Below are 20067 nucleotides of genomic sequence, written 5' to 3'. Positions count from 1 at the left end.
GCCACTCAGCCACGCGGGTCGTGGATCACTGAGCCACGGGGTCGTCAGCGGACAGAGACCGGCTCCTCGACGGGGGTGCCGTTGACCGTCGGGGCCTCGACCTGGTCCTGCACGTCGAGGTGGATGACGCCGTAGGACCAGCCGCGTCGGCGGTAGACGACGCTCGGGCGGCCGTTGTCGGAGTCGTGGAAGAGGAAGAAGTCGTGCCCGACGAGCTCCATGCGACGCACGGCCTCGGCGAGGGGCATCGGTGCCGACTCGTGCACCTTCTCGCGAACCTCGATCGGACTGTCGCCGATCGTCCCGAACGGGTCGGGCTCGTCTGCGAAGTCCTCGGGGGGCAGGTCTGTCGCGAGTGGCTCGGTCAGCGTGGCGGTCGCCTCGGCGACGGACGTGCGACGGCGGCCACGCAGGACATTGCGCTTGTCGTGGGCACGGCGCAGTCTCTCGAGGAGCTTGTCGACGGCGAGGTCGACTGCGGCCTGACGGTCGTCATGGCCGGCCTCTGCACGGATGACAGGACCCTTGGAGCGGCACGTGATCTCGACGCGCTCGCTGGTCTTGGCCCTTCGTGGGTTGGGCTCGTGACTCACCATGACCTCGATCCGCTGGACGCGAGGATCGAGTTGCGGGACCTTCGACAGCTTGGTGTCGAGGTACTCGCGCAGTCGATCGGAGACATTGACGTTGCGTCCGGTGATGGCAATTTCCACGGAGTCCTCCTGGGGACGTCGGTGTTGCGAGTTGTCACGCCTGGCGAGGACGTACTGCTCCTGGCACCACCACCCGTCCGCGGAGTGCGATCGTCGCGGGCTGCCGCCCGAGAACGCGGAAGGCCCCTGTTCCGCTCCGGTTCATCCGGTCCAGCGATGGGCCCATGCCGACACGTTAGTCCGGGGGTCTGGATAAAGGTAGGGCGGACGCTGGCAACCTTCGTGGAGTGACCATGCAGACGGCCATCCCCACAGACCGAGCCCCTGCTGCACGCAGCGCTCGACGCCCCTCGGCGAGGGTCGCGCCTGAGGTGAGGACGTCGTCGACGAGCACGCAGTCCCGCCCTCGCACGACGTCTGGTTCTACCACCCGCATGGCCGCCGCCAGGTTGTCCTGGCGGCCTGCACGGTCCAGGCCTGCCTGATCCGCGGTCCCCCTCGCCATCGACAGTACTGAGGCCGTGACCACACCCGGTCCGACGAGTCGGGCCGCATGCTGCACGAGGATGAGGGTCGGACGATCCCCTCGCCTGCGAGTCGTTGCCGGCGCGGACGGGATCGGAACGAGCAAGATCCGCGCGCGGCCGAAGTCGTGCGCACCCGCTGTGACAGCACGCGCCACTGCATCCGCGAGCAACCGAGCGATGGGGTCAGCAAGGTCGCGCCGCCCCCCGTCCTTGAAGGCCTTCATCAGTCGCGCGGACACCCCTTCGTAGCGCACGGTCCCCGTGCACCCGGGCCATCCCTGCGGGACCGGGCTGGGCGCCAGCAACCCGAGGTCCTCCAGGGCGAGGCCAGCCACCTCCCCGCGGCACGGCCGACAGATCGACTCGCCGGGCCGGCCGCAACCCGCGCAGCTGCGGGGCAGGACAAGGTCCAGTGCTGCCCGCACGAGCTCCCCGACCGTCGCACCACCCACCGTCGAAGTCTCGATGTCGTGCAGCCTTCGCCCCGCGATGCGGGGGAAGGGGTGGACGAGCCGACTGTGGACTCGTCCCTTGTGGATCACACCCCTGCGGCGACCGCTCCCGTGAGCGGCTTGAGCTCCTGCCACCGGCCGCCCGAGCGCTGGAAGACGCGGTCTCCCTCGGTCGTGAGGACGACGTCCTTGTCGTCGCCCGTGGTGGTGATGCTGACGGCTCCCGGCCGCTCGGTCATCGGCTCGACCTGGCCGCCCACGTGCACGAGATAGGGCTGCAGCACCGCTTGCTTGTCGCGCCGACCGATGACCGCCAGCGTCGTCGGACCGACCCACACCGCGTCGATCATCTCGACGAGTGATGCTGCGATCCGGAAGGTCTGCGGCGAGGTCTTGGTCGGCAGACCGTTGGCTCGACGAACCACCCCCGCGACCTCCAGCGTGCTGCCCGCCCCCGGAACCTCCTCCGAGATGACGGCGATGCGGCTGCCCTCAGGCGAGACGACTGCCGCTTGGACCAAGCGGGAACCGAGCCACGGCGTGGGGACATGCTTCGGAGCAGCCGCCTTCACATCGCTCGCATCGACCGTCGCGTTGATGGCCCACAGCCGGTGCCCGCTCTCTCGGCCCAGGCCGGAGCCACCGATCCACAGCACTCCGCCGTAGTCGTAGCACGGGTCGGCCATCCCGGCAGCGAAGGTCGGGACGTCGATGTGTACGCCGTCCTCGTGATATCGCACGAGATCCCGACCGCTGCGCGAGACCGCCGCGACCTCCTTGCCGTCCAGGCGCAGGGCCAGCCGTCGTGACGAGGTGGGGATCGCCTCGAAGGGCGAGGTCGCCGAGCTCATGTGCTGTCGGGAGACCGATCCCAAGCGATCACCGACACGCACCAGCTTGGTTCCTCGACGGGCCATGACGAGGGGGTTGCTGGTCTGCGTTCGGTCGACGAAGCCCAGCTGCTCCGGCGTGGTGAGGGGCTCCTTGACCCCCAGGTCCATCTTGTTGCCCGAGAGGGTGATCTCGACCTCGGTCACGGCGGGCAGCGACATCAACGTCGCGACCATCTGCGCAGCCAGCTGCTTGCGGGTGGTCGCGTCCTCGGAGACCGATTCGCTGTCGAGGTCCACCCGCGCGATGCCGTCACGGACCGGCACCGCGTCGACGACGAGTCGCGCCCCCACGTCCGTCGACACGGCGTCCTCGAGGTAATCCGGTACCCGACCCAGCTGTGCGCGGACCAACCGGGTCGCCAGCTGGTCCTGGGGGAACCATCGTTGGTCGACGACGAGGGTGTTCCACCCGATGGCCGGGTAGTGCACCGGGTAGTCGCGGAAGATGAAGCCGACCTCTTGCACCTGCAGGATCCGGCCGAAGCCACTCTCGAGCTCACTGATGCGCCACTCGCCCTCCACCGCGCTCATGGAGAAGTCGAAGGTCTCCCACAGGTTGGGCGGGGCCACCGAATATCGCCCCTCGGTGTCGATCGTGGCCTGGACGTGGACCTTCAGCCGGTAGGTGTCCGCACGGCCCTTCACCGCGTGGATCGGGGGCTCCCCCCCGCCGTAGATGACGGTCTTGCTGTCGGGGATCCAGCCGCGAGCGAGGGTGTCGGTGAGATACGACCGCGTGACGTCGAGCCGCTCCCCGCTCGTGGCACCGGCGTGGAGGAACCCGACGATGATCTGCTCGGGTGTGGCTCCCACGTCCGGCTTGTTCGGGATGCGATTGAGCGGAACGGGCGGTTCACCGTCGACCTTCAGGCCGGGACGGACGGTGGGATCCGCGCTCAGACCGCATCCGGCGAGAGCCCCCACCGCGGCCAGGCTCAGGACGCCGCGGCGCGTCACTCCTGGTCGACGCGTCATGAGCTCGCTCCCGGGAGGTCTCCGTCTCGTGGCGTGAGGGGAAGGGGGGACCCGGCGAGTGGTCCGCCGGCGACCCGAGGCACGGTCAGCCGAAAACGGGATCCGGCTCCGGGCTCGCCCCATGCCTGCAACCACCCGTGGTGCAGACGCGCGTCCTCGAGTGCGATGGCCAGGCCCAGTCCGGATCCGCCTGTGGTCCGGGTACGTGCGGGGTCGGCCCGCCAGAAACGGTTGAAGACCAGCGAGGCCTCCCCCGCCTTGAGCCCCACGCCGTGGTCCTCGACCAGGACGGCCGCTGCCTCGTCGTCAGCGCCCACCCAGACGTCGACGGGTCGTCCCTCGCCGTGCTCGATGGCGTTGACGACGAGATTGCGCAGGACTCGCTCGATGCGCCGGGCGTCGACCTCTGCGACAGCCCGCTGACCCGACGTCCGGTGCACGGTGACCTCGCTGCCCCGCGCGTCGGCAATCGACGTCGTCGAGGCGACCACGCGATCGACGATCGCGAAGAGGTCCACGGGGTCCTGCTCGAGCACCGCCGCGCCCGCGTCGTAGCGGCTGATCTCGAGCAGGTCGGCCAGCAGCTCCTCGAAGCGGTCGAGCTCGTCGTGCAAGAGCTCTGCAGAGCGCCCCGAGACCGGATCCATCTCATCGCGGGAGGAGTGGAGCAGATCGGCTGCCATCCGGATCGTCGTGAGCGGTGTCCGCAGCTCGTGCGAGACGTCCGAGACGAACCGCTGCTGGACCCGTGAGAGGCCCTCCAGCTGACGGATCTGCGTCTGCAGGTTGTCGGCCATCTCGTTGAAGGACTGCCCGAGGAGGGCCAGGTCGTCGTGTCCCCGCGCGGACATCCGCTCGTTCAGGTGGCCAGAGGACAGCCGCTCTGCGGCCGCTGCGGCACGTCGCACGGGGGTGACGATCATGCTGGTCACGATGTAGGCGATCGCCGAGACGAGGGCGATGAGGAAGAGCGCGCCGAGGATGAAGGACCGCGAGATCGTCCCGAGGGTCGCTTGCTCCTGATCCATCGGATAGATGAAGTAGATGTCGTACTTGTCCGCGCTCGGCACTTCGACCTGCGAGCCGACGACGACCGCGGGGATGGTCTCCGAGCTCGATGACTGCCCCGGCAGGGCGGACCCGACGGCATCAGCGGTCGGTCGGTCCAGGTCGATGACCATCGTCTGCTGGCGACTGGGGTCGGCCGAGACCGCTTGACGCAACGCACTCGGTACCGACTCGAGGCTCACGTCGTCGGACTCCTCCGACGGGATGCGCACGTCAGAGGTGTTGTCGACGCTCCGGGTGAAGATCACATACCGGCTCTCGTCGCCAGCCGGTGCCTTGAGGGTGCGGTTGACGAGGTTGCTCGCGAAGACGGGCAGCTCAGGGGTTCCGGTGTAGCCGTTGAACCCCGCCTGCGCGTCGTCGGTGAGCTTGCGGGACTCGGCCTGCGCGAGGCTGACCCGGTTGTCGACCAGTCCGTCGGCGATCGACCGGTACATCGTCAGGCTGATGATCGAGACGACGACGAGACCGAGGATCAGCGTGCTCGTGACGACGCGGAACCGCAGCGATCGACGCCACAGGTCGACGAGCGCCTTGACCTGGCGGACGACGAAACCGTCGCCGCGAGGTGCCGCACTCGCCTCACCCTCGGGTCTGGACGTGTCCGGGGCCTCGGTCTCCTCCGTGAGGGGGCCCGAGGACATCGTCAGGACGGCCCTGCCTTGTACCCGACACCCCGGACGGTGACGACGATCTGGGGGTTCTCGGGGTCGTGCTCGATCTTGCTGCGCAGTCGCTGCACGTGCACGTTGACCAGGCGGGTGTCACCGGCGTGCCGGTAGCCCCAGACCTGCTCGAGGAGCACCTCGCGGCTGAAGACCTGCCACGGTTTGCGGGCGAGGGCCACGAGGAGGTCGAACTCGAGCGGGGTGAGGGCCAGGGACTGCTCGCCCCGCTTGACCGAGTGGCCGGCCACGTCGATCACCAGGTCGCCGATCGTCAGGCGCTCGGGCTCCGGCTCGTCACCGCGACGCAGACGGGCCCGCAGGCGTGCGATGAGTTCCTGGGGCTTGAAGGGCTTGACGATGTAGTCGTCAGCGCCGGACTCGAGGCCGACGACGACGTCGACGGTGTCCGTGCGGGCAGTGAGCATGACGATGGGCACGCCGGACTCTTGTCGCAGTCGGCGGCAGATCTCGATGCCGTCCATGCCGGGCAACATCACGTCGAGGAGGACGAGGTCGGGGCGCGCTTCGTGGAAGGCGTCGATCGCGCGGGCACCGTCCGCGACGTGCGCGACATCGAGGCCCTCCTTGCGCAGGACGATCCCGAGCATCTCGGCCAGAGCCTGGTCGTCGTCGACGACGAGGACACGTCCCTTCACGGTCTTCCCTTCCCACGGGTGATACGGCTCGCCCATCATCACACAGGGCCGGGGTGACAACGAGGAGCCACCGTCGATAGCGTGAGGGGTGAGGCTCGGCGAGCGGGCCTGCGGACGAGGGAGCCGTACCCGCACCACGACAAGACGGACTCACGAAGGAGTCCCATGTCATGGATCGTGCTCATCGTCTCGGGGATGCTCGAGGCTGTCTGGGCCAGCGCCCTCTCCGCCTCTCGAGGATTCACCCGCCCGGTTCCCTCCATGATCTTCGCCGTCTCGCTGGCCGCCAGCATGCTCGGTCTCGCGTGGGCGATGACGATCATCTCCACCGGCACGGCCTACGCGGTCTGGGTCGGGATCGGCGCCACCCTCACCGTCTCGTGGTCCATGGCGAAGGGGGACGAGCTCGCCTCCCCGGCCCGGCTGGCCCTGATCGCACTCCTCGTCGGGTGCGTCGTCGGCCTGAAGGTGGTGGCCTGAGGTGCCGTGGGTCGTCCTGCTGGGCAGCGCCGTGCTCGAGGCCGTCTGGGCAACGGCTCTCGGCCAGTCCGACGGGTTCAGCAACCCTGTGGCGACGCTCGTCTTCTTCATCGCCCTGGCGCTGAGCATGGGCGGACTCGGATTCGCCGTGCGCACCATTCCGATCAGCACCGGCTACGCGATCTGGACCGGTGTCGGCGCCGCCCTCACCGTCACCTGGGCGATGGCCACCGGCGACGAGGTCTTCTCCCCCACCAAGGCCCTGCTCCTCGCCGGCATCGTCGCGGCCGTCATCGGCCTCAAGCTCGTCCCCTCCGGCGACCCTCGGCGCACCTAACCCTGCATTCCCCTATGGCAATGCACGGTCTTGCCTGCATTCCCCTATGGCAATGCAGGGGACGACGAAGGGGAGGCGCGCACGCGCCTCCCCTTCGTCGTCCCGCGGTGAATCAGTACCGGTAGTGCTCTGGCTTGTACGGTCCGGCGACGTCGACGCCGAGGTACTCGGCCTGGGTCTTGGTCAGCTCGGTCAGCTCGACGCCGAGGGCATCGAGGTGCAGTCGTGCGACCTTCTCGTCGAGGTGCTTGGGCAGCGTCGTGACGGTCGGGTTGCCTTGCTCGTCGACGTACTCATCGGCCTTGCCGAAGAGCTCGATCTGGGCGATCGTCTGGTCCGCGAAGGAGTTGCTCATGACGAAGCTCGGGTGACCGGTGGCATTGCCGAGGTTCATCAGGCGGCCCTCGGACAGCACGATGATCGAGCGGCCGTCGGGGTAGGTCCACTCGTGGACCTGCGCCTTGATCTCGGTCTTGGTGATGCCCTCGGTGCGAGCAAGGCCGGCCATGTCGATCTCGTTGTCGAAGTGACCGATGTTGGACACGATCGCCTTGTTCTTCATGGTGGCCATGTGGTCTGCGGTGATGACGTCGTAGCACCCGGTGGTCGTGACGAAGATGTCGCCGTACTCGGCAGCCTTCTCCATCGTCGTGACCTGGAAACCGTCCATCGCGGCCTGCAGCGCACAGATCGGGTCGACCTCGGTGACGACGACGCGAGCGCCCTGACCGGAGAGTGCGGCCGAGACACCCTTGCCCACGTCTCCGTAGCCGGCGACGACGGCGACCTTGCCGCCGACGAGGACGTCAGTGGCGCGGTTGAGCCCGTCGAGGACCGAGTGACGGGTCCCGTACTTGTTGTCGAACTTGGACTTGGTGACCGCGTCGTTGACGTTGATCGCCGGGAAGAGCAGCTCTCCGGCCTCGGCGAGCTGGTACAGGCGGTGGACACCCGTGGTGGTCTCCTCGGTGACGCCCTTGATGTTGGCGGCGACCTTGGTCCACTTCTGCGGGTCGGTCTCGAGGGTGCGGCGCACGAGCGCCTTGACGACGGTGAACTCCTCGGGGTCCTCCTCCGTCGTGGGCGGCACCTGGCCGGCCTGCTCCCACGCACGACCGTTGTGGACGAGCATCGTGGCGTCGCCACCGTCGTCGAGGATCATGTTGGGCGCAGCGTCGTCGGCCCAGGTGAGGATCTGCTCGGTGCAGTCCCAGTACTCCTCGAGGGACTCGCCCTTCCAGGCGAAGACCGGGACACCCTGCGGGTTCTCGGGGGTACCCGCGCCGACGACGATGGCCGCAGCGGCCTCGTCCTGCGTCGAGTAGATGTTGCAGCTGGCCCAGCGCACCTCGGCGCCCAGGGCGGTGAGGGTCTCGATGAGGACCGCGGTCTGCACGGTCATGTGCAGCGAGCCGGCGATCTTGGCGCCCTTGAGGGGCTGCGACTCCGCGAACTCATTGCGGATGCTCATCAGGCCGGGCATCTCGTGCTCGGCAAGACGGATCTGGTGACGGCCGGCCTCGGCGAGGCCCAGGTCGGCGACCTTGTAGTCGAAGGACACGTGAAAACTCCTGTGACAGGTATGGGATCGGACCCGGCGCGACCCTTCTGGGCTCTCGCGGGTCATCACCCACGCCGGCTGCGATCAGTCTAGGTGCTCGGGTCGGCGCAGTCCTCCACGGCGGCAGGTGGGTCGATGAAGGAACGCGACCACGAGGTGGCGATCCTTCTTCGAATCAGTTGGGCGCGCGGTGCCACACCAGCCGCAACTCGTGCGCACCGAGGCGTTCGTCGAACTTCGTCGTTCCGTCCAGGAGGAAGCCTGACTTGCGGTAGAAGGCGACGGCTCGCCCATTGCCGCGGACCACCCACACGTGCGCCGGCGGCGAAGGGAGGACCGCCGCCAGGAGTTGCCGCGCCACTCCGGCGCCATGCAGCTCCGGGGCCACGTAGAGAGACCACAGCTCGATGGCCGTGGGCGCGTCGTCGTCGCGGGCGGGCCCGGTGGTCGCCCAACCGACCGGGACACCCGCGGCATCGTGGGCGACGAGCGTCACGGCACCCTCGGCCGATCGTCCGTCCCGCTCGTGGACCATCGCCCGATCCCGCCAGACGCGGCAGTTGGCGTCGTCGTCCCGGGCAGCCAACAGCTGCGCAGGAAGCAGACCGCCGTAGGTCAGGCGCCACAGCCGGTTCTGCAGCACCGCGAGCGCGTCCGCGTCCGCGACGTGGAGGGGGGTGATGAGCGCGTCCACGTCGGCCTCAGTGCGCGGTGGCGCTCTCCCCTTCGTGCTTCTTGCCGAAGGGCAGGACGTGCAAGATCGCCACGACGACCGCGCCGACGACGGCGCCGAGGACCGCGGAGCCGACCGTGTTGGTCAGCCAGCCGAGGGCACCCCCGAGAGCGCCCGTGGCGTCGTGGACGGCCACCTCGAGGTGGTGGACGAACTCGTAGGGCTGCGGCAGCCAGCCGGTCTCCTCGAGGCCGACGAGGATGATGTGCCCACCCACCCACAGCATCGCGGCGACGCCGACGACGGACAGCACGGTGAGCAACTTGGGCATGCCGTTGACGAGACCGCGACCAACGGCCTGCGACAGACCCGATCGGCGCTGGGACAGGGCCAGCCCGATGTCGTCCATCTTCACGATGAGGCCCACGGTGCCGTAGACGACGAGGGTGATGGCGATCGCCACGACGATCATGACGGCCAACAGGTACCAGAAGGAGTCGTTGAGCCCCTCGTCGAGGACGGCCTTGAGCGAGATCACCATGATCTCGGCCGAGAGGATGAAGTCGGTCGTCACGGCGCCCTTGACGATGGTGTCCTCGTCAGCGGCGGCTGCCTCCTCCTCGGCCGCCTGCCCGTGGCCCGACAGCTTTTCCCAGATCTTCTCCGCGCCCTCGAAGCACAGGTACGTGCCGCCGAGCATCAGCAGCGGCGACAGCATCCACGGGATGAAGGCGTTGAGCAACAAGATCGCCGGGACGATGAAGACGAGCTTGTTGCGCAGCGAGCCGATGGTGATCCGCTTGATGATCGGCAGCTCACGCTTGGGGCTCAGACCGTCGACATAGCGCGGTGTCACGGCAGTGTCGTCGACGACGACACCGGCGGCCTTGACGCTGGCCCTGCCAGAGGCGGCAGCCACGTCGTCGATGGAGGCTGCCGCAGCTCGCGCCAGGACAGAGATGTCGTCGAGGAGCGCGACGAGTCCGCCGCTCATCGGACGTGGCCTGCGGTCTCGTGGGTCATCAGCACGGGCACAGCGTAGTGGCGGCAGGGACGCCGAGGCACCATCACGCCGCGGGCGGCGACTCGAGGACGTCCTCCGCGGGGTTCAGCTCGAGGCCGAGGAGCGCGTTCTCGACCACCTCGGTCAGGGCAGGGTGGATCCAGTACTGACCACGCACCATGTCGGCGACCGGCTGGTCGAAGGCCATCATCTGGATGAGCGGCTGGATGAGCGTGGAGGCCTGCGGCCCGATGAGGTGCCCGCCCACGAGATGTCCTGTGCGCCGGTCGGCGATGACCTTGCACAGGCTCGACGTGTCCTCCATGGCCCAGCCGTAGGCGGTGTCGCCGTATGCCTGCACCTTGACGGTGACGTCGATCCCTTGCTCGACGGCCTCGGCCTGGGTCAGGCCCACCGAGGCGATCTGCGGATGGGTGAAGACGGCGGCCGGGACGGCGGCGTGGTCGAAGGCGCGCAGGTCCTCCGGGTGGGCGAGGTTGTGCGCGACCGCGCGGGCCTCCTGGTTGGCGACGTGCTTGAGCTGGAAGGGGGAGCTGGCGTCCCCGAGGGACCACACCCCTTCGGCGGTGGTCCGGCCGTACTCGTCGACGACGACCCTGCCGTCGTCGTGGAGGTCGACTCCCGCGTGCTCCAGCCCGAGGTCGTCGGTGCTCGGCGCGCGTCCGGTGGCGACGAGGACCACGTCGGTCTCGACCGTCGACCCGTCGGAGAGGGTGGCCGTGATGGTCCCCTCGTCGTCGCGGGCGAGGTCCGTGACGGTGGCTCCGGTGCGCACGTCCCACTGCTCCACGGCCGCGGAGGTGAAGGCACGCGAGATGTCCTCGTCGAGGTGACGCAGCAGGGCGTCGCTGCGCGCCGCGATGACCACCTCGCTGCCGAAGGCCGAGAAGACGTGTGCCATCTCGGCAGCGATGTAGCCGCCACCGACGACGAGCATCCGATCGGGCAGGTCCGGGAGCCGCATGACGGTGTCGGAGGTGTGCAGCGTGATCCCGGCCCGCTCGGCCGACCGGCCGAGGTCGTCCGGGATCACGGCGTGCGCCCCCGTGGCGATGACGACCTGGCCGGCCCGCACCTCCTGCGTCCTGCCGTCGTGCGTCTCGACCGACAGGGTCCGTGGACCCGTGAACCGGGCGTGGCCCCGCACCAGCTCGACGCCCTCGCCGTCGCGACGGTAGGCCTCCCCCGCGTCGGCGATGGGGTCGATGCGGCCGAAGACCCGGTCGCGGACGTCGGTGAAGCGCACCCGCTGGAGGGTGGCGTCGACACCCAGGCGCCCCCCTTCGCGCACGGTCGTGGCCACCTCGGCGACGTGGACGTACATCTTGGTCGGGATGCACCCGACGTTGAGGCAGGTGCCTCCGAAGACGGCGCCTCCCTCGATCATCGCGAAGGTGCGGTCCGCCAGGTCATCGGTGAGCAGGCTGTTGCCCGATCCGCTGCCGATGACGGCGATGTCGACGTCGATCACTCTGTTGCCTTCCGTGGGAGGTGCAGGTCGAAGAGCCCGGGGACCGACGCCGGGTCGAGCCCGTGGCCGACCGCGAGGTAGACCGCGGCGAAGTCACCCAGGGCGACCAGCTCGGCCAGCCGCTCCAGGTCGTGCCCGGGAGCGGCCATGTGCTCGAGCACCCGCACACCGGACGAGGTCGCGCGGTCGGCCACCGACTGGGCGGTGTTGTGGCGCTCGTGCTCGGCGTGGTCGGCATCCTCGGAGGGGACGGGGTCGCGGAGCAGCACCAGACCCAGCCTCGGTCCGCTCGGTCCGTCGAGGTAGGGGTCGGTGAAGACGTCGTGCGCTCCGCCGGTCTCCCCTGCAGGACTCGCGTAGGGACCGGAGAGGCAGGCGACGACCTGGGCTGCGGCATCGGGCAGCCGCCCCCACGTCGCGGGGGTGCGTGCGGTGCGGGCCAGCATGGCGCTGGTCCGCTGGGCCGCCACACCGGTGACCGGTCCGTCGCCGAGGACGACGGGGGTCAGCCCGGAGAGGTCCGTCGCGAGCACCTTGGCGGGGTTGACGAAGTACTCCGCATCGGGCCGGAAGCGCTCCGCCTGCTCGTCGAGGCGGTCTGCGACGGCAGCCAGGACCATCGGCCGGATGTCGATGATGCCGCAGGCGCTGATGGCGAGGACTGCGCGAGCGACCATGCCCCACAACGCTGTTCGGGAGTGCCCGACCCCCGGGCCGATCGGCAGGTGGACGCCGTGGGCGGCGGCTGCGGCCCCCGACAGGGGACTGTCAGCGGCCCCGATCGTCAGGACGTGCGCGCCGCGACGAGCCGCCTCGCGTGCTTGTCGCACGGGGCCCTCCGCCCGACCGGACAGGGAGATCGCGACGACGAGGTCGAGCGGACCGACCCATCCCGGCAAGGGACCGGAGCCGTCGCAGGTGAGCAGGACCGGGCCGCTGCGGGAGATCAGCAGGTCGAGCACGGTGCTGACGCTCTCGGCGCCACCGACGGCGGCGACGTGCACGGCCCGGGGCCGCTCGCCGCCGGCCACCCGTGCCAGGTCGCTCTCGGCCGCAAGGGTGATGGCCTCGCGCACCTGGGCACCTGCGCCCGCGAGCGCCCGCAGGAGGTCGGCCCGGTCGATGGCGCGGCGGCGTCCTTCGTCGTCGAGCAGCGTCTCGTCGAAGGGAGCCACGGTCGCCTCAGACCCTCGGCCGGGCCTCGTCGACGAGGAGGACGGGGATGCCGTCGTCCACGCGATATGCCAGACCGCACGACTCGCCGGTGCACACGAGCTCGGGACCGGTCGCGCCGGCCTCGTCACGCAGCTCGGCTCGGCACGCGGGGCAGCGCAGGATCTCGCGCAGCCAGGGTTCGATCGTCGACTCACTCATGTCAGACCTCTCGGATCATCGTCAGGACATCGTCTCGCACGCGGGTCATCGTCGCCTCGTCGGCGGCCTCGACATTGAGCCGCAGGAGCGGCTCGGTGTTGCTCGGGCGCAGGTTGATCCACCACATGGGCTCGCCATCGCTCGCCGGGTGGGTGATCGTCAGCCCGTCGAGCTCGTCGACCGTCGTCGTGTCCGTGACCCAGTGCTCCCGGACCCGCTGGGTGACCGCCGCGGCATCGGTGACCGTCGAGTTGATCTCGCCGCTGGCGACATACCGCTCGAAGGGAGCCATCACCTCGCTGAGCGGGGCATCGGTCTCCCCGAGAACGGCCAGGACGTGCATGGCAGCGAGCATGCCGGTGTCGGCGAACCAGAAGTCGCGGAAGTAGTAGTGCGCCGAGTGCTCTCCGCCGAAGACGGCGTCGTTGTCACTCATGACCGACTTGACGTAGGAGTGGCCGACCCGGGTGCGCACCGGACGGGCTCCGTCCTCGGCAATCATCTCGGGCACTGCTGCCGAGGTGATGGCGTTGTGCACGATCGCCACGTCGGCGGCCGAGCGGCCGGCCGCGACCTCGCGCGCGATCTCACGTCGGGCGATCATCGCCGTGATCGCGCTGGGGCTCACCGGGTCGCCCTGCTCGTCGACGACGAAGCAGCGGTCGGCGTCCCCGTCGAAGGCGATGCCGATGTCGGCGCCGTGGGAGCGCACGCGCTCTTGAAGGTCGACGAGGTTCTTGGGGTCGAGGGGGTTGGCCTCGTGGTTGGGGAAGGTGCCGTCCAGCTCGAAGTACATCGGGTCGATCGTGAGCGGCAGCTCGGGCAGCCCCGACTCGGTGCCCAGGACGGCCGGAACGGTGAGCCCGCCCATGCCGTTGCCGGCGTCGACGCTCACGCGCAGCGGACGACCCTGCGACAGATCGACCAGGCCACGCAGGAAGCCGGCGTAGTCCGCGAGAACATCTCGGTGCGTGATCGAGCCGGGGCGCACGCCGTCGAAGGTCGAGACTCCTGCGTCGAGGTGCTGCTGGGCCAGGTCTCGGATCTGGGCCAGGCCGGTCTCCTGCCCGACCGGGCGGGCACCGCTGCGGCAGAACTTGATCCCGTTGTACTGCGCAGGGTTGTGGCTCGCGGTGAACATCGCGCCCGGCAGCCCCAGGGCGCCGCTGGCGTAGTAGAGCCCGTCGGTGCTGGCCAGGCCGATGAGGACGGCGTCGACTCCCCGAGCGGTGATGCCACGAGCGAGCGCGTCGACGAGCTCCGGGGAGCTCGGCCGCATGTCGTGCCCGATGACGACGGCAGATGCTCCGTCGGCGAGCGCGACGACCTCGGCGAAGGCAGCACCCAGAGCGTGTGCCACGTCGATGTTGAGCTGGTCGGGCACGACGCCGCGCACGTCGTATGCCTTGACGAAGTCGGAGAGCTTGGTGGTCACGCCGTCAGCCTAGTTCGCCACGAGAGGGGCTCGGTGTCGCCCCGCAGGTGGTCTCTCAGTCGAGGTCGCGCAGGACGCGCAGGTGGCCGCGTCGTCCCGTCTCGGTGACGCTGCTCGGCTCCGGACGTGCTGTCGTCGTCACGTGCGCGGTGCGCTCCGAGTCGGTCTTGGGCTCAGGACGCTTGCGCACTGCCTCGGCCACGGCCACGAGGTCGTCATAGGTCGCCGGTGCGGGCTGATCGATGGCCAGGCGCACCACGTCCCACCCGCGCGGGGCGGTGAGGCGCTGGGCGTGGTCCTCGCACAGGTCATAGGCGTGCGGCTCGGCATAGGTGGCGAGGGGCCCCAGGACAACCGTGGAGTCGGAGTAGACGTACGTGAGGGTCCCGGCAGCCGGGCGCGCACACGCGGCACGGGAGCACTGGCGGGAGAGGGTCACCCGTGCAGGTTAGGCCACGTCGGCCCTGTTCCTCGAAGGCACGCCGTGGTCGGGCGCCTACGATCGAGGAGTGAGTCGTCATCGGGATCGTCGTGGTCGGGGCCTGCGAGGGCCCCTCGCCCACCCCGCCGTGCCCACCATGGCAACCCGCGCAGAGGCCTTCGACGACCTCGTCGCCGACACCGCCCAGCGCTTCCGCGGGGTCCTGGGCAAGCGATGGGCGGGCATCGAGTTCGCCGTGGAGGACGTCCCTCCGTCCGACCCCGCCGGGTGGGAGGACGCGGTGCCCCTCGCCCGCCTGTGGCCGGCTCAGGGCCCCCTCCCGGCACGCATCGTCGTCTACCGGCGGCCGATCGAGACCATCGTCCGCGGTGGCGACCACGTGGAGCTCGTCCACGAGGTCATGGTCGAGCAGGTCGCGTTGCTCCTGGGCGTCGACCCCGACGAGGTGGACCCGGACCGCCGGTGACCGACCCTCGGTGGGCTCACGCCCGTTGGCTCAACGCACCAAGTTGACCGGCTGGTCCCGCACCGCGACGCGCGCCGGCAGGATCGGGAGGGACGTCGCCTCGGCGCGGGTGCCCCCAGGACGTCCCACGATCATGGCCGCCGCGTGCACCCGGCCGGTGCTCGGCCGCACCCAGACCGCGCTCGCACCCTTGGCGTCGACCCGGACACCACGGTCCTGCTCGATGTCGAGCCGCTCCGTCCTGATCGCGCCGTCCTCGAGAAGGAGGACGTCCACGCTCGCTGGACCTCCGGTCGCGGTGACGTCGACGAACCGACGCACTCCACTGGCCGGCGTGGACGGAAGCGCCACACCTCCCAGACTGCCGAAGGACGGCGTCGCCACGGACCACGCCATGTCGGAGCGCCCGCCGGCATCCGTCGTCGTGAGGTGGGCTGACGCGACGACGGGCTCGTCCGACTCGACCACCCAGCCGCGCACTCCGCTGACATCCGGCAGGTCCACGTCGACCACGGTGTCCGCGGGGACGGTGATGACCTCGACCCCACGTGCCGCACCCTCTCCCAGACGTCGGATCTGGACGACGGCGTCCCGCGAGCCCGGTGCGGCCAGGACGATCCCCCGAGCACTCGCGTCGGCACTGCCGGGCAGGACAAGGCGCTTGGCCGGAGCCATGGTCGGTGAGATCGTCTCGACGCCGGCAGTGGTGAGTCCGTCGAGGTGGTGCTCGACGATGGTGGGGACGACGAGTCCACCAGTGGTCGTGACGTGCACGGCCTGGGCCCGGCCGGTCCCACCGATCGCATCGAGGAGAACGACGCTGCGACCGCGGGCAGGGACGACGACCGAGCGGTCAGCGGAGTCGACGTTGGCGGTCCCCACGAGATCGAGTCTCGCGGTCACCGGGTTACCGCCGGGGTTGGTGAGGACCAGTCGCTCCTGGCGACCCTCCGCTCCCCCGCCGGCCACCAACCACGCGTCGGCCGTCGGCGCGAGACAGGGCGTGGCCGCGAGTCCACGGACCTGCTTGCCGGAGGCGAGGAAGCTCTGCGTCGCGAGCAGGCCCGGCGCACGATCGGCGCTACCGCGCACGTGCTGCGGGTGCTGGTCCAGGCGGTCGACACTCTCCTTCATCGGCCCACTGCGCGGCTTCTCGTCAACAGGCGCTGCCGGAGTCGCGCCCACGTCCTCGATCGTGATCGCGCCCGGCTCGTCGGACGGCGTGACGACCCCCTCGAGGACCTTCGGCGGCGCCGCGTGCGCGTCCACGCTCCCCCGGACGTCGGCCCGCGGCGTCCCCTTGTCACCTGCCGCGAAGGGGTCACCCGGACAGTAGGAGGTCGTGAGTGAGGTGGCCACCTTGGGCAGCGCATCCGGGGACTGCGGCTGCGTCGGCGCGGCCCCCAGGCGTCCGGCCCCGAGGACGAGCCCTGCCGCCGCTCCGGCCACGAGAACCGCCCTGCCGGCGCCGTGCAGCCAGGGGCCGGGCATGCTGCGTCTGCTCATCGCTCGTCCTCCGGGTCGACGCGCCGTTCCGTGGGGAGTGCCAGATAGAGCGCGAGCAGGAGCGTCAGGCCCTGGAGGACCTTCCAGACCGGGTGCTCGGCGCCGACGGCGATGCTCACCTGATCACTGCCCTCGGGCAGCTCATAGGTCGGGATCGCGCTGTGCGTCTGCGCCTGCAGGAGCCGGCCGTCGGCGCGCACCTCGACCTGATCGCTCCAGTCGAGAGACTCCGCCACCACCAGCTCGTCGGCCGCGGACACGGGCACCGAGCCATCGGTGTCGGCATGGCTGTGACTGGCCAGCGGGCGGCTCGACCCGTCGGTCACCGCCCGGACCCGGGTCGGCGTGGATCCGTCGGTGACGGGCGCGCGCACCGCCCAAGTGGTGCTCCCTCCGGTCGTGCCGAGCCGGGCAAGTCCCGGCGATGCATCGATCAGCCGACGCCGGGCGTCGCCAGGGGTGATCAGGACGAGGTGGGAGACGCCGTGGCGAGCCAGCACCTCGCTCGGGACCCGGTCCCCTTCGCCTGCGCCCAGGAGCTGGGCCACCGCCGCGGCGACCTCCTCCTCCCCCGGCACCGGGGGGTGGGCAACCGGCAGATCACGCACCAGGTCACCCGGCTCGGACCCGACGAGGCGGTAGGTGATCCCGGCGTCGTCGGTCTCGACGACGAGCGTTCGTGAGGCCTGCGGCCCCTCGGCCGCCGCCGTGGCGACGAGGGGACGGGGGTCACGCCAGGTCGTCAGCTGGTCACCGTAGGAGTGCTGCCCGACGACGATCCCGCTGCCGATCGCTGCGATGGGCAGCACGAGTGCGGGCAGCAGGAACCACCGGCGACGGCCGGTGCCGCGCAGGCCATGGGGCAGGACATCGGCAGCCGCGAGGACCGACACGACGGCCGCCCCGACGAGCAGGATCTGCCCCGTCCCGGCCCACGGCGTGATGGCTGCCCCAGCGTCGGCGCTGCCGGCGGGCCGATGGCCGATGACGAGGTGCGAGGCTCCCACGGCCCACCCGAGACCGAGGACTGCGAGCAGCGCCGCTCCCCACGAGACCGGACGACGACCGGGGACGAGGAGTGCCACCAGGCCGAGGGCCAGGATCGCGGCGGTCCACCACGTCGTGACGGCCCCACCGGGCAGCTGGCCGAGGGCGAGCTGGTTGAGCGTGCCGGCTCCGGGCGTGTCCGTCATGCCCCAGCCGGCGAGGACACGGCGCGGGTCGCTCTGGAGGGCGAGCAGCCACGGGCCGGCGAGGAGCAGAGGTATCGCGGCCAGGACGATCCCCCGGCCGCGGCGACGGGCGTCACCCACGAGGAGCAGGCCGACGCCGACGATGATGACCGCCACACCGGCGAAGGGAGCGACAGCGGCCAGCAGGCTGCCCCAGAGGGCGGTGCGCACAGCATCACTCAGGCGACTGCGGCGCCGGGTCGCTCGCACGAGACCGGCCGCGAGCCGAGGTGCGAGGACGAGCACGCACAAGGCACCGATCCGGCCTTCGCCCACCGCCATCGCGGCAGGCACCGAGGTCACCCACGCGAGGGCGCCGGCGGCGCGCAACCACCGGTGCTCGGTGAAGGTGCGGGAGGAGACGTAGGCGACGGCTGCCGCCAGCGGGAGCGCGGTCACGACGAGCAGGGAGAGCACCAGACCTGCCGGCGAGTGGGCAGAGCCCAGACCCGGGATCCATTCGACGACCTTGCTCAGCAGGGCGAGCACGACGAGCGCGGGGCTCTGCTCGGTGTCGCCACCCCACCCTTGGCCGTGCCAGCCCATCCACCACGAGTCCCACAGCTGGCCCGCGGTGGCTCGGCCACCGAGCAGCTCGCCGCCCACCAGGCCGGAATCGATGTGATGGCGCAGCTCTCCGGTGATGTGGCGGGCTGACCAACCCGACAGCAGGCTCGTGAGCAGGAGCAGCCACAGGAGGGGGTGGCTGAGCCAGCCACCTCCTCGTTCCACCTCGAGCGAGCGGGCCTCGACCCCGCGATCGCGGCCGACGGACCCTCGGGCGTCGTCGACCAGGCGTCTGCGAGCCTCGTGGGCGGGGACGAAGAGCGCGTCGAGGTCGCTGCGAGCGACCTCTCGCGGAGCACGGCCGCGCAGTCGCGAGCGCAGGGTGCGCACGTCGATGGCAGCCGGGAGGCTGGCGAGCTCGTCGGCACCCATGCCCGGCCGCTTGAGAGCGATGAGGACCAGCCCCGTGAGGAGGCTGCTGACGGCGATCCACAGGGCGAGGAATGGAGCTGACGTGACGTGGGCTCGGGTCAGGGCGACACGGCGGGCCTGGCGCCGATGACTCGCGGTCGGTCGACGCTCGGCACCGGTCTGGCGCACGGCGACGTGCGCGTCAGGGACGAGGACGACGCGACGGCCCGCCCGCTGCGAGCGCCAGCCGAGGTCGAGGTCGGCGCCGAAGTCGCCGAGCGTCGGGTCGTGGCCCGCCAGGGACTCGTAGACCCCTCGGTCAAGCAGCAGTCCGTCCAGCGGCGCTGCGATCGCGTCGACGTCAGCGTCGTGCTGCCCCTGGTCGGTCGTCCCGGCCACGGGCTCCGGGACGATGCGACCGGCGCGGGTCACCTGCAGACCGAGCCGCACGATGTGCGTCGGGTCGCTCTCGTCGACGAGCTTGGGAGCAGTCATGCCGACGCCTCGGCCGGTGGCCGCGACGAGTCGGCGCAGTGCCTGCGGGTGGGGACGCGCACGAGAGGTGAGGACCCACACGAGGTCGCGGCCGACCGGGGCTCGCGGCAGGCGCTCGATCATGGCCGGCAGGATCCGACGGATGCCTCGGCGAGGTCCCAAGGTGCTCGTCAGGACGTCGATACCGGCCTGGTCCACGGGGGCGAGGAGAGCTGTGGTGTCGCCCAGCCCGTCCAAGGAGCCGTCGACGAGGAGGAGTCGATCGGGGAGGCGGTCCTGCGCGAGGAGGGCGCTCAGGACCTGTCCCGTGTCTTCCCTGGTGCGGGCCACGACGACCGTGGTGACGGTCACCGGGGGCGTTGTCGTCCGCCGGGAAGGGGAGGCGGAGGTCGACGTGGGGCTGGGCTGCGTCACGACCTCGCCATCAGTCAGACTGCGCGCTTCTTGAGCTTGCGCCGCTCGCGCTCCGACAGACCGCCCCAGATACCGAAGCGCTCGTCGTGCGCCAACGCGTACTCGAGGCACTCCTGACGCACCTCGCACCCGACGCAGACCTTCTTGGCCTCGCGAGTGGAGCCACCCTTCTCAGGGAAAAACGCCTCCGGATCCGTCTGTGCGCAGAGCGAGCGCTCCTGCCAAGACATCTCCGACAACTCGTCGGTGTTCTCGCCACCCATGATCAACTGAAGTTCGTGCATGGTCCCTCCTCGACCTCGGCACCCGACCCTGTCCTTCATGCCTGCACCGATGCTCTCGGTGCG

General features: G+C 70.3%; 19 protein-coding genes and 1 riboswitch. Of the genes, 3 read left to right on the top strand and 16 right to left on the bottom strand.

Annotated features, from left to right (window positions below; all coding sequences use genetic code 11):
* Positions 1 to 44: 44 nt before the first annotated feature.
* The 5 genes from hpf to mtrA form a co-directional block, all read right to left on the bottom strand.
* Positions 45 to 713 carry a ribosome hibernation-promoting factor, HPF/YfiA family gene (gene hpf / locus ASG73_RS08570; protein WP_055993520.1) on the bottom strand — a complete coding sequence of 223 codons (669 nt, stop codon included), beginning with the start codon at positions 711 to 713 and terminating at the stop codon, positions 45 to 47.
* 175 nt (positions 714 to 888) lie between these two features.
* Positions 889 to 1089: a phosphoribosyltransferase family protein gene (locus ASG73_RS18380; protein ID WP_235499423.1), complete on the bottom strand. Its 201-nt coding sequence runs from the start codon at positions 1087 to 1089 to the stop codon at positions 889 to 891.
* 629 nt (positions 1090 to 1718) lie between these two features.
* Positions 1719 to 3500 (bottom strand): GerMN domain-containing protein, encoded by a 1782-nt coding sequence (locus ASG73_RS17890; protein ID WP_156466215.1) that lies wholly within the window; start codon positions 3498 to 3500, stop codon positions 1719 to 1721.
* The gene (gene mtrB, locus ASG73_RS08555; protein WP_082567107.1) at positions 3497 to 5212 is read right to left on the bottom strand and encodes an MtrAB system histidine kinase MtrB; all 1716 of its coding nucleotides are present in this window, start codon (positions 5210 to 5212) and stop codon (positions 3497 to 3499) included. Before mtrB ends, ASG73_RS17890 begins: the two co-directional genes overlap by 4 nt.
* Before the next feature lie 2 nt (positions 5213 to 5214).
* The gene (gene mtrA / locus ASG73_RS08550) at positions 5215 to 5892 is read right to left on the bottom strand and encodes an MtrAB system response regulator MtrA (protein WP_055994479.1); all 678 of its coding nucleotides are present in this window, start codon (positions 5890 to 5892) and stop codon (positions 5215 to 5217) included.
* An 88-nt stretch (positions 5893 to 5980) separates the two neighbouring features.
* Positions 5981 to 6047, top strand: a riboswitch (guanidine-III (ykkC-III) riboswitch).
* 10 nt (positions 6048 to 6057) lie between these two features.
* Here mtrA and ASG73_RS08545 point away from each other — a divergent pair.
* Both ASG73_RS08545 and ASG73_RS08540 read left to right on the top strand, forming a co-directional pair.
* Positions 6058 to 6372: a DMT family transporter gene (locus ASG73_RS08545; protein WP_055993515.1), complete on the top strand. Its 315-nt coding sequence runs from the start codon at positions 6058 to 6060 to the stop codon at positions 6370 to 6372.
* A gap of 1 nt (position 6373) precedes the next feature.
* Entirely contained in the window at positions 6374 to 6709 is a 336-nt protein-coding gene (locus ASG73_RS08540) for a DMT family transporter (protein WP_055993513.1), read from the top strand.
* Positions 6710 to 6821: 112 nt separating this feature from the next.
* Here ASG73_RS08540 and ahcY read toward each other — a convergent pair whose 3' ends face one another.
* From ahcY to ASG73_RS08500, 8 genes are all read right to left on the bottom strand, one after another.
* Complete coding sequence (ahcY, locus tag ASG73_RS08535; protein ID WP_055993511.1) at positions 6822 to 8270, bottom strand: adenosylhomocysteinase; 1449 nt, start codon at positions 8268 to 8270, stop codon at positions 6822 to 6824.
* 175 nt (positions 8271 to 8445) lie between these two features.
* Positions 8446 to 8964 carry a GNAT family N-acetyltransferase gene (locus tag ASG73_RS08530; protein ID WP_055993509.1) on the bottom strand — a complete coding sequence of 173 codons (519 nt, stop codon included), beginning with the start codon at positions 8962 to 8964 and terminating at the stop codon, positions 8446 to 8448.
* 7 nt (positions 8965 to 8971) lie between these two features.
* A complete protein-coding gene (locus ASG73_RS08525; RefSeq protein WP_055993507.1) occupies positions 8972 to 9937 on the bottom strand; it encodes a DUF808 domain-containing protein in 966 nt (321 codons plus the stop codon).
* A 73-nt stretch (positions 9938 to 10010) separates the two neighbouring features.
* Positions 10011 to 11438: a mycothione reductase gene (locus ASG73_RS08520; RefSeq protein WP_055993504.1), complete on the bottom strand. Its 1428-nt coding sequence runs from the start codon at positions 11436 to 11438 to the stop codon at positions 10011 to 10013.
* Positions 11435 to 12613: an SIS domain-containing protein gene (locus tag ASG73_RS08515; RefSeq protein WP_055993502.1), complete on the bottom strand. Its 1179-nt coding sequence runs from the start codon at positions 12611 to 12613 to the stop codon at positions 11435 to 11437. Before ASG73_RS08515 ends, ASG73_RS08520 begins: the two co-directional genes overlap by 4 nt.
* 7 nt (positions 12614 to 12620) lie before the next feature.
* On the bottom strand, positions 12621 to 12812 hold the full coding sequence (locus tag ASG73_RS08510) for a Trm112 family protein (RefSeq protein WP_055993500.1): 192 nt from the start codon (positions 12810 to 12812) through the stop codon (positions 12621 to 12623).
* A 1-nt stretch (position 12813) separates the two neighbouring features.
* Positions 12814 to 14247: a phosphomannomutase/phosphoglucomutase gene (locus ASG73_RS08505; RefSeq protein WP_055993498.1), complete on the bottom strand. Its 1434-nt coding sequence runs from the start codon at positions 14245 to 14247 to the stop codon at positions 12814 to 12816.
* A gap of 55 nt (positions 14248 to 14302) precedes the next feature.
* Positions 14303 to 14686 (bottom strand): DUF3499 domain-containing protein, encoded by a 384-nt coding sequence (locus tag ASG73_RS08500; protein ID WP_055993496.1) that lies wholly within the window; start codon positions 14684 to 14686, stop codon positions 14303 to 14305.
* A 139-nt stretch (positions 14687 to 14825) separates the two neighbouring features.
* Between ASG73_RS08500 and ASG73_RS08495 the strand changes: the two genes are divergently transcribed.
* Positions 14826 to 15155: a metallopeptidase family protein gene (locus tag ASG73_RS08495; protein ID WP_055994476.1), complete on the top strand. Its 330-nt coding sequence runs from the start codon at positions 14826 to 14828 to the stop codon at positions 15153 to 15155.
* A 30-nt stretch (positions 15156 to 15185) separates the two neighbouring features.
* On the opposite strand, the gene ASG73_RS08490 is transcribed toward ASG73_RS08495, so the two are convergent.
* From ASG73_RS08490 to ASG73_RS08480, 3 genes are all read right to left on the bottom strand, one after another.
* Entirely contained in the window at positions 15186 to 16661 is a 1476-nt protein-coding gene (locus tag ASG73_RS08490) for a DUF5719 family protein (RefSeq protein ID WP_055993495.1), read from the bottom strand.
* A complete protein-coding gene (locus ASG73_RS08485) occupies positions 16658 to 19657 on the bottom strand; it encodes a glycosyltransferase (protein ID WP_055993493.1) in 3000 nt (999 codons plus the stop codon). Before ASG73_RS08485 ends, ASG73_RS08490 begins: the two co-directional genes overlap by 4 nt.
* A 77-nt stretch (positions 19658 to 19734) precedes the next feature.
* Positions 19735 to 20004: a WhiB family transcriptional regulator gene (locus ASG73_RS08480; protein ID WP_055993492.1), complete on the bottom strand. Its 270-nt coding sequence runs from the start codon at positions 20002 to 20004 to the stop codon at positions 19735 to 19737.
* Positions 20005 to 20067: the final 63 nt, after the last annotated feature.

Source organism: Janibacter sp. Soil728, assembly GCF_001428305.1.
In the GTDB taxonomy this organism is placed as follows: Bacteria; Actinomycetota; Actinomycetes; order Actinomycetales; family Dermatophilaceae; genus Janibacter.
This window is presented reverse-complemented; position numbering and strand designations above follow the sequence as displayed.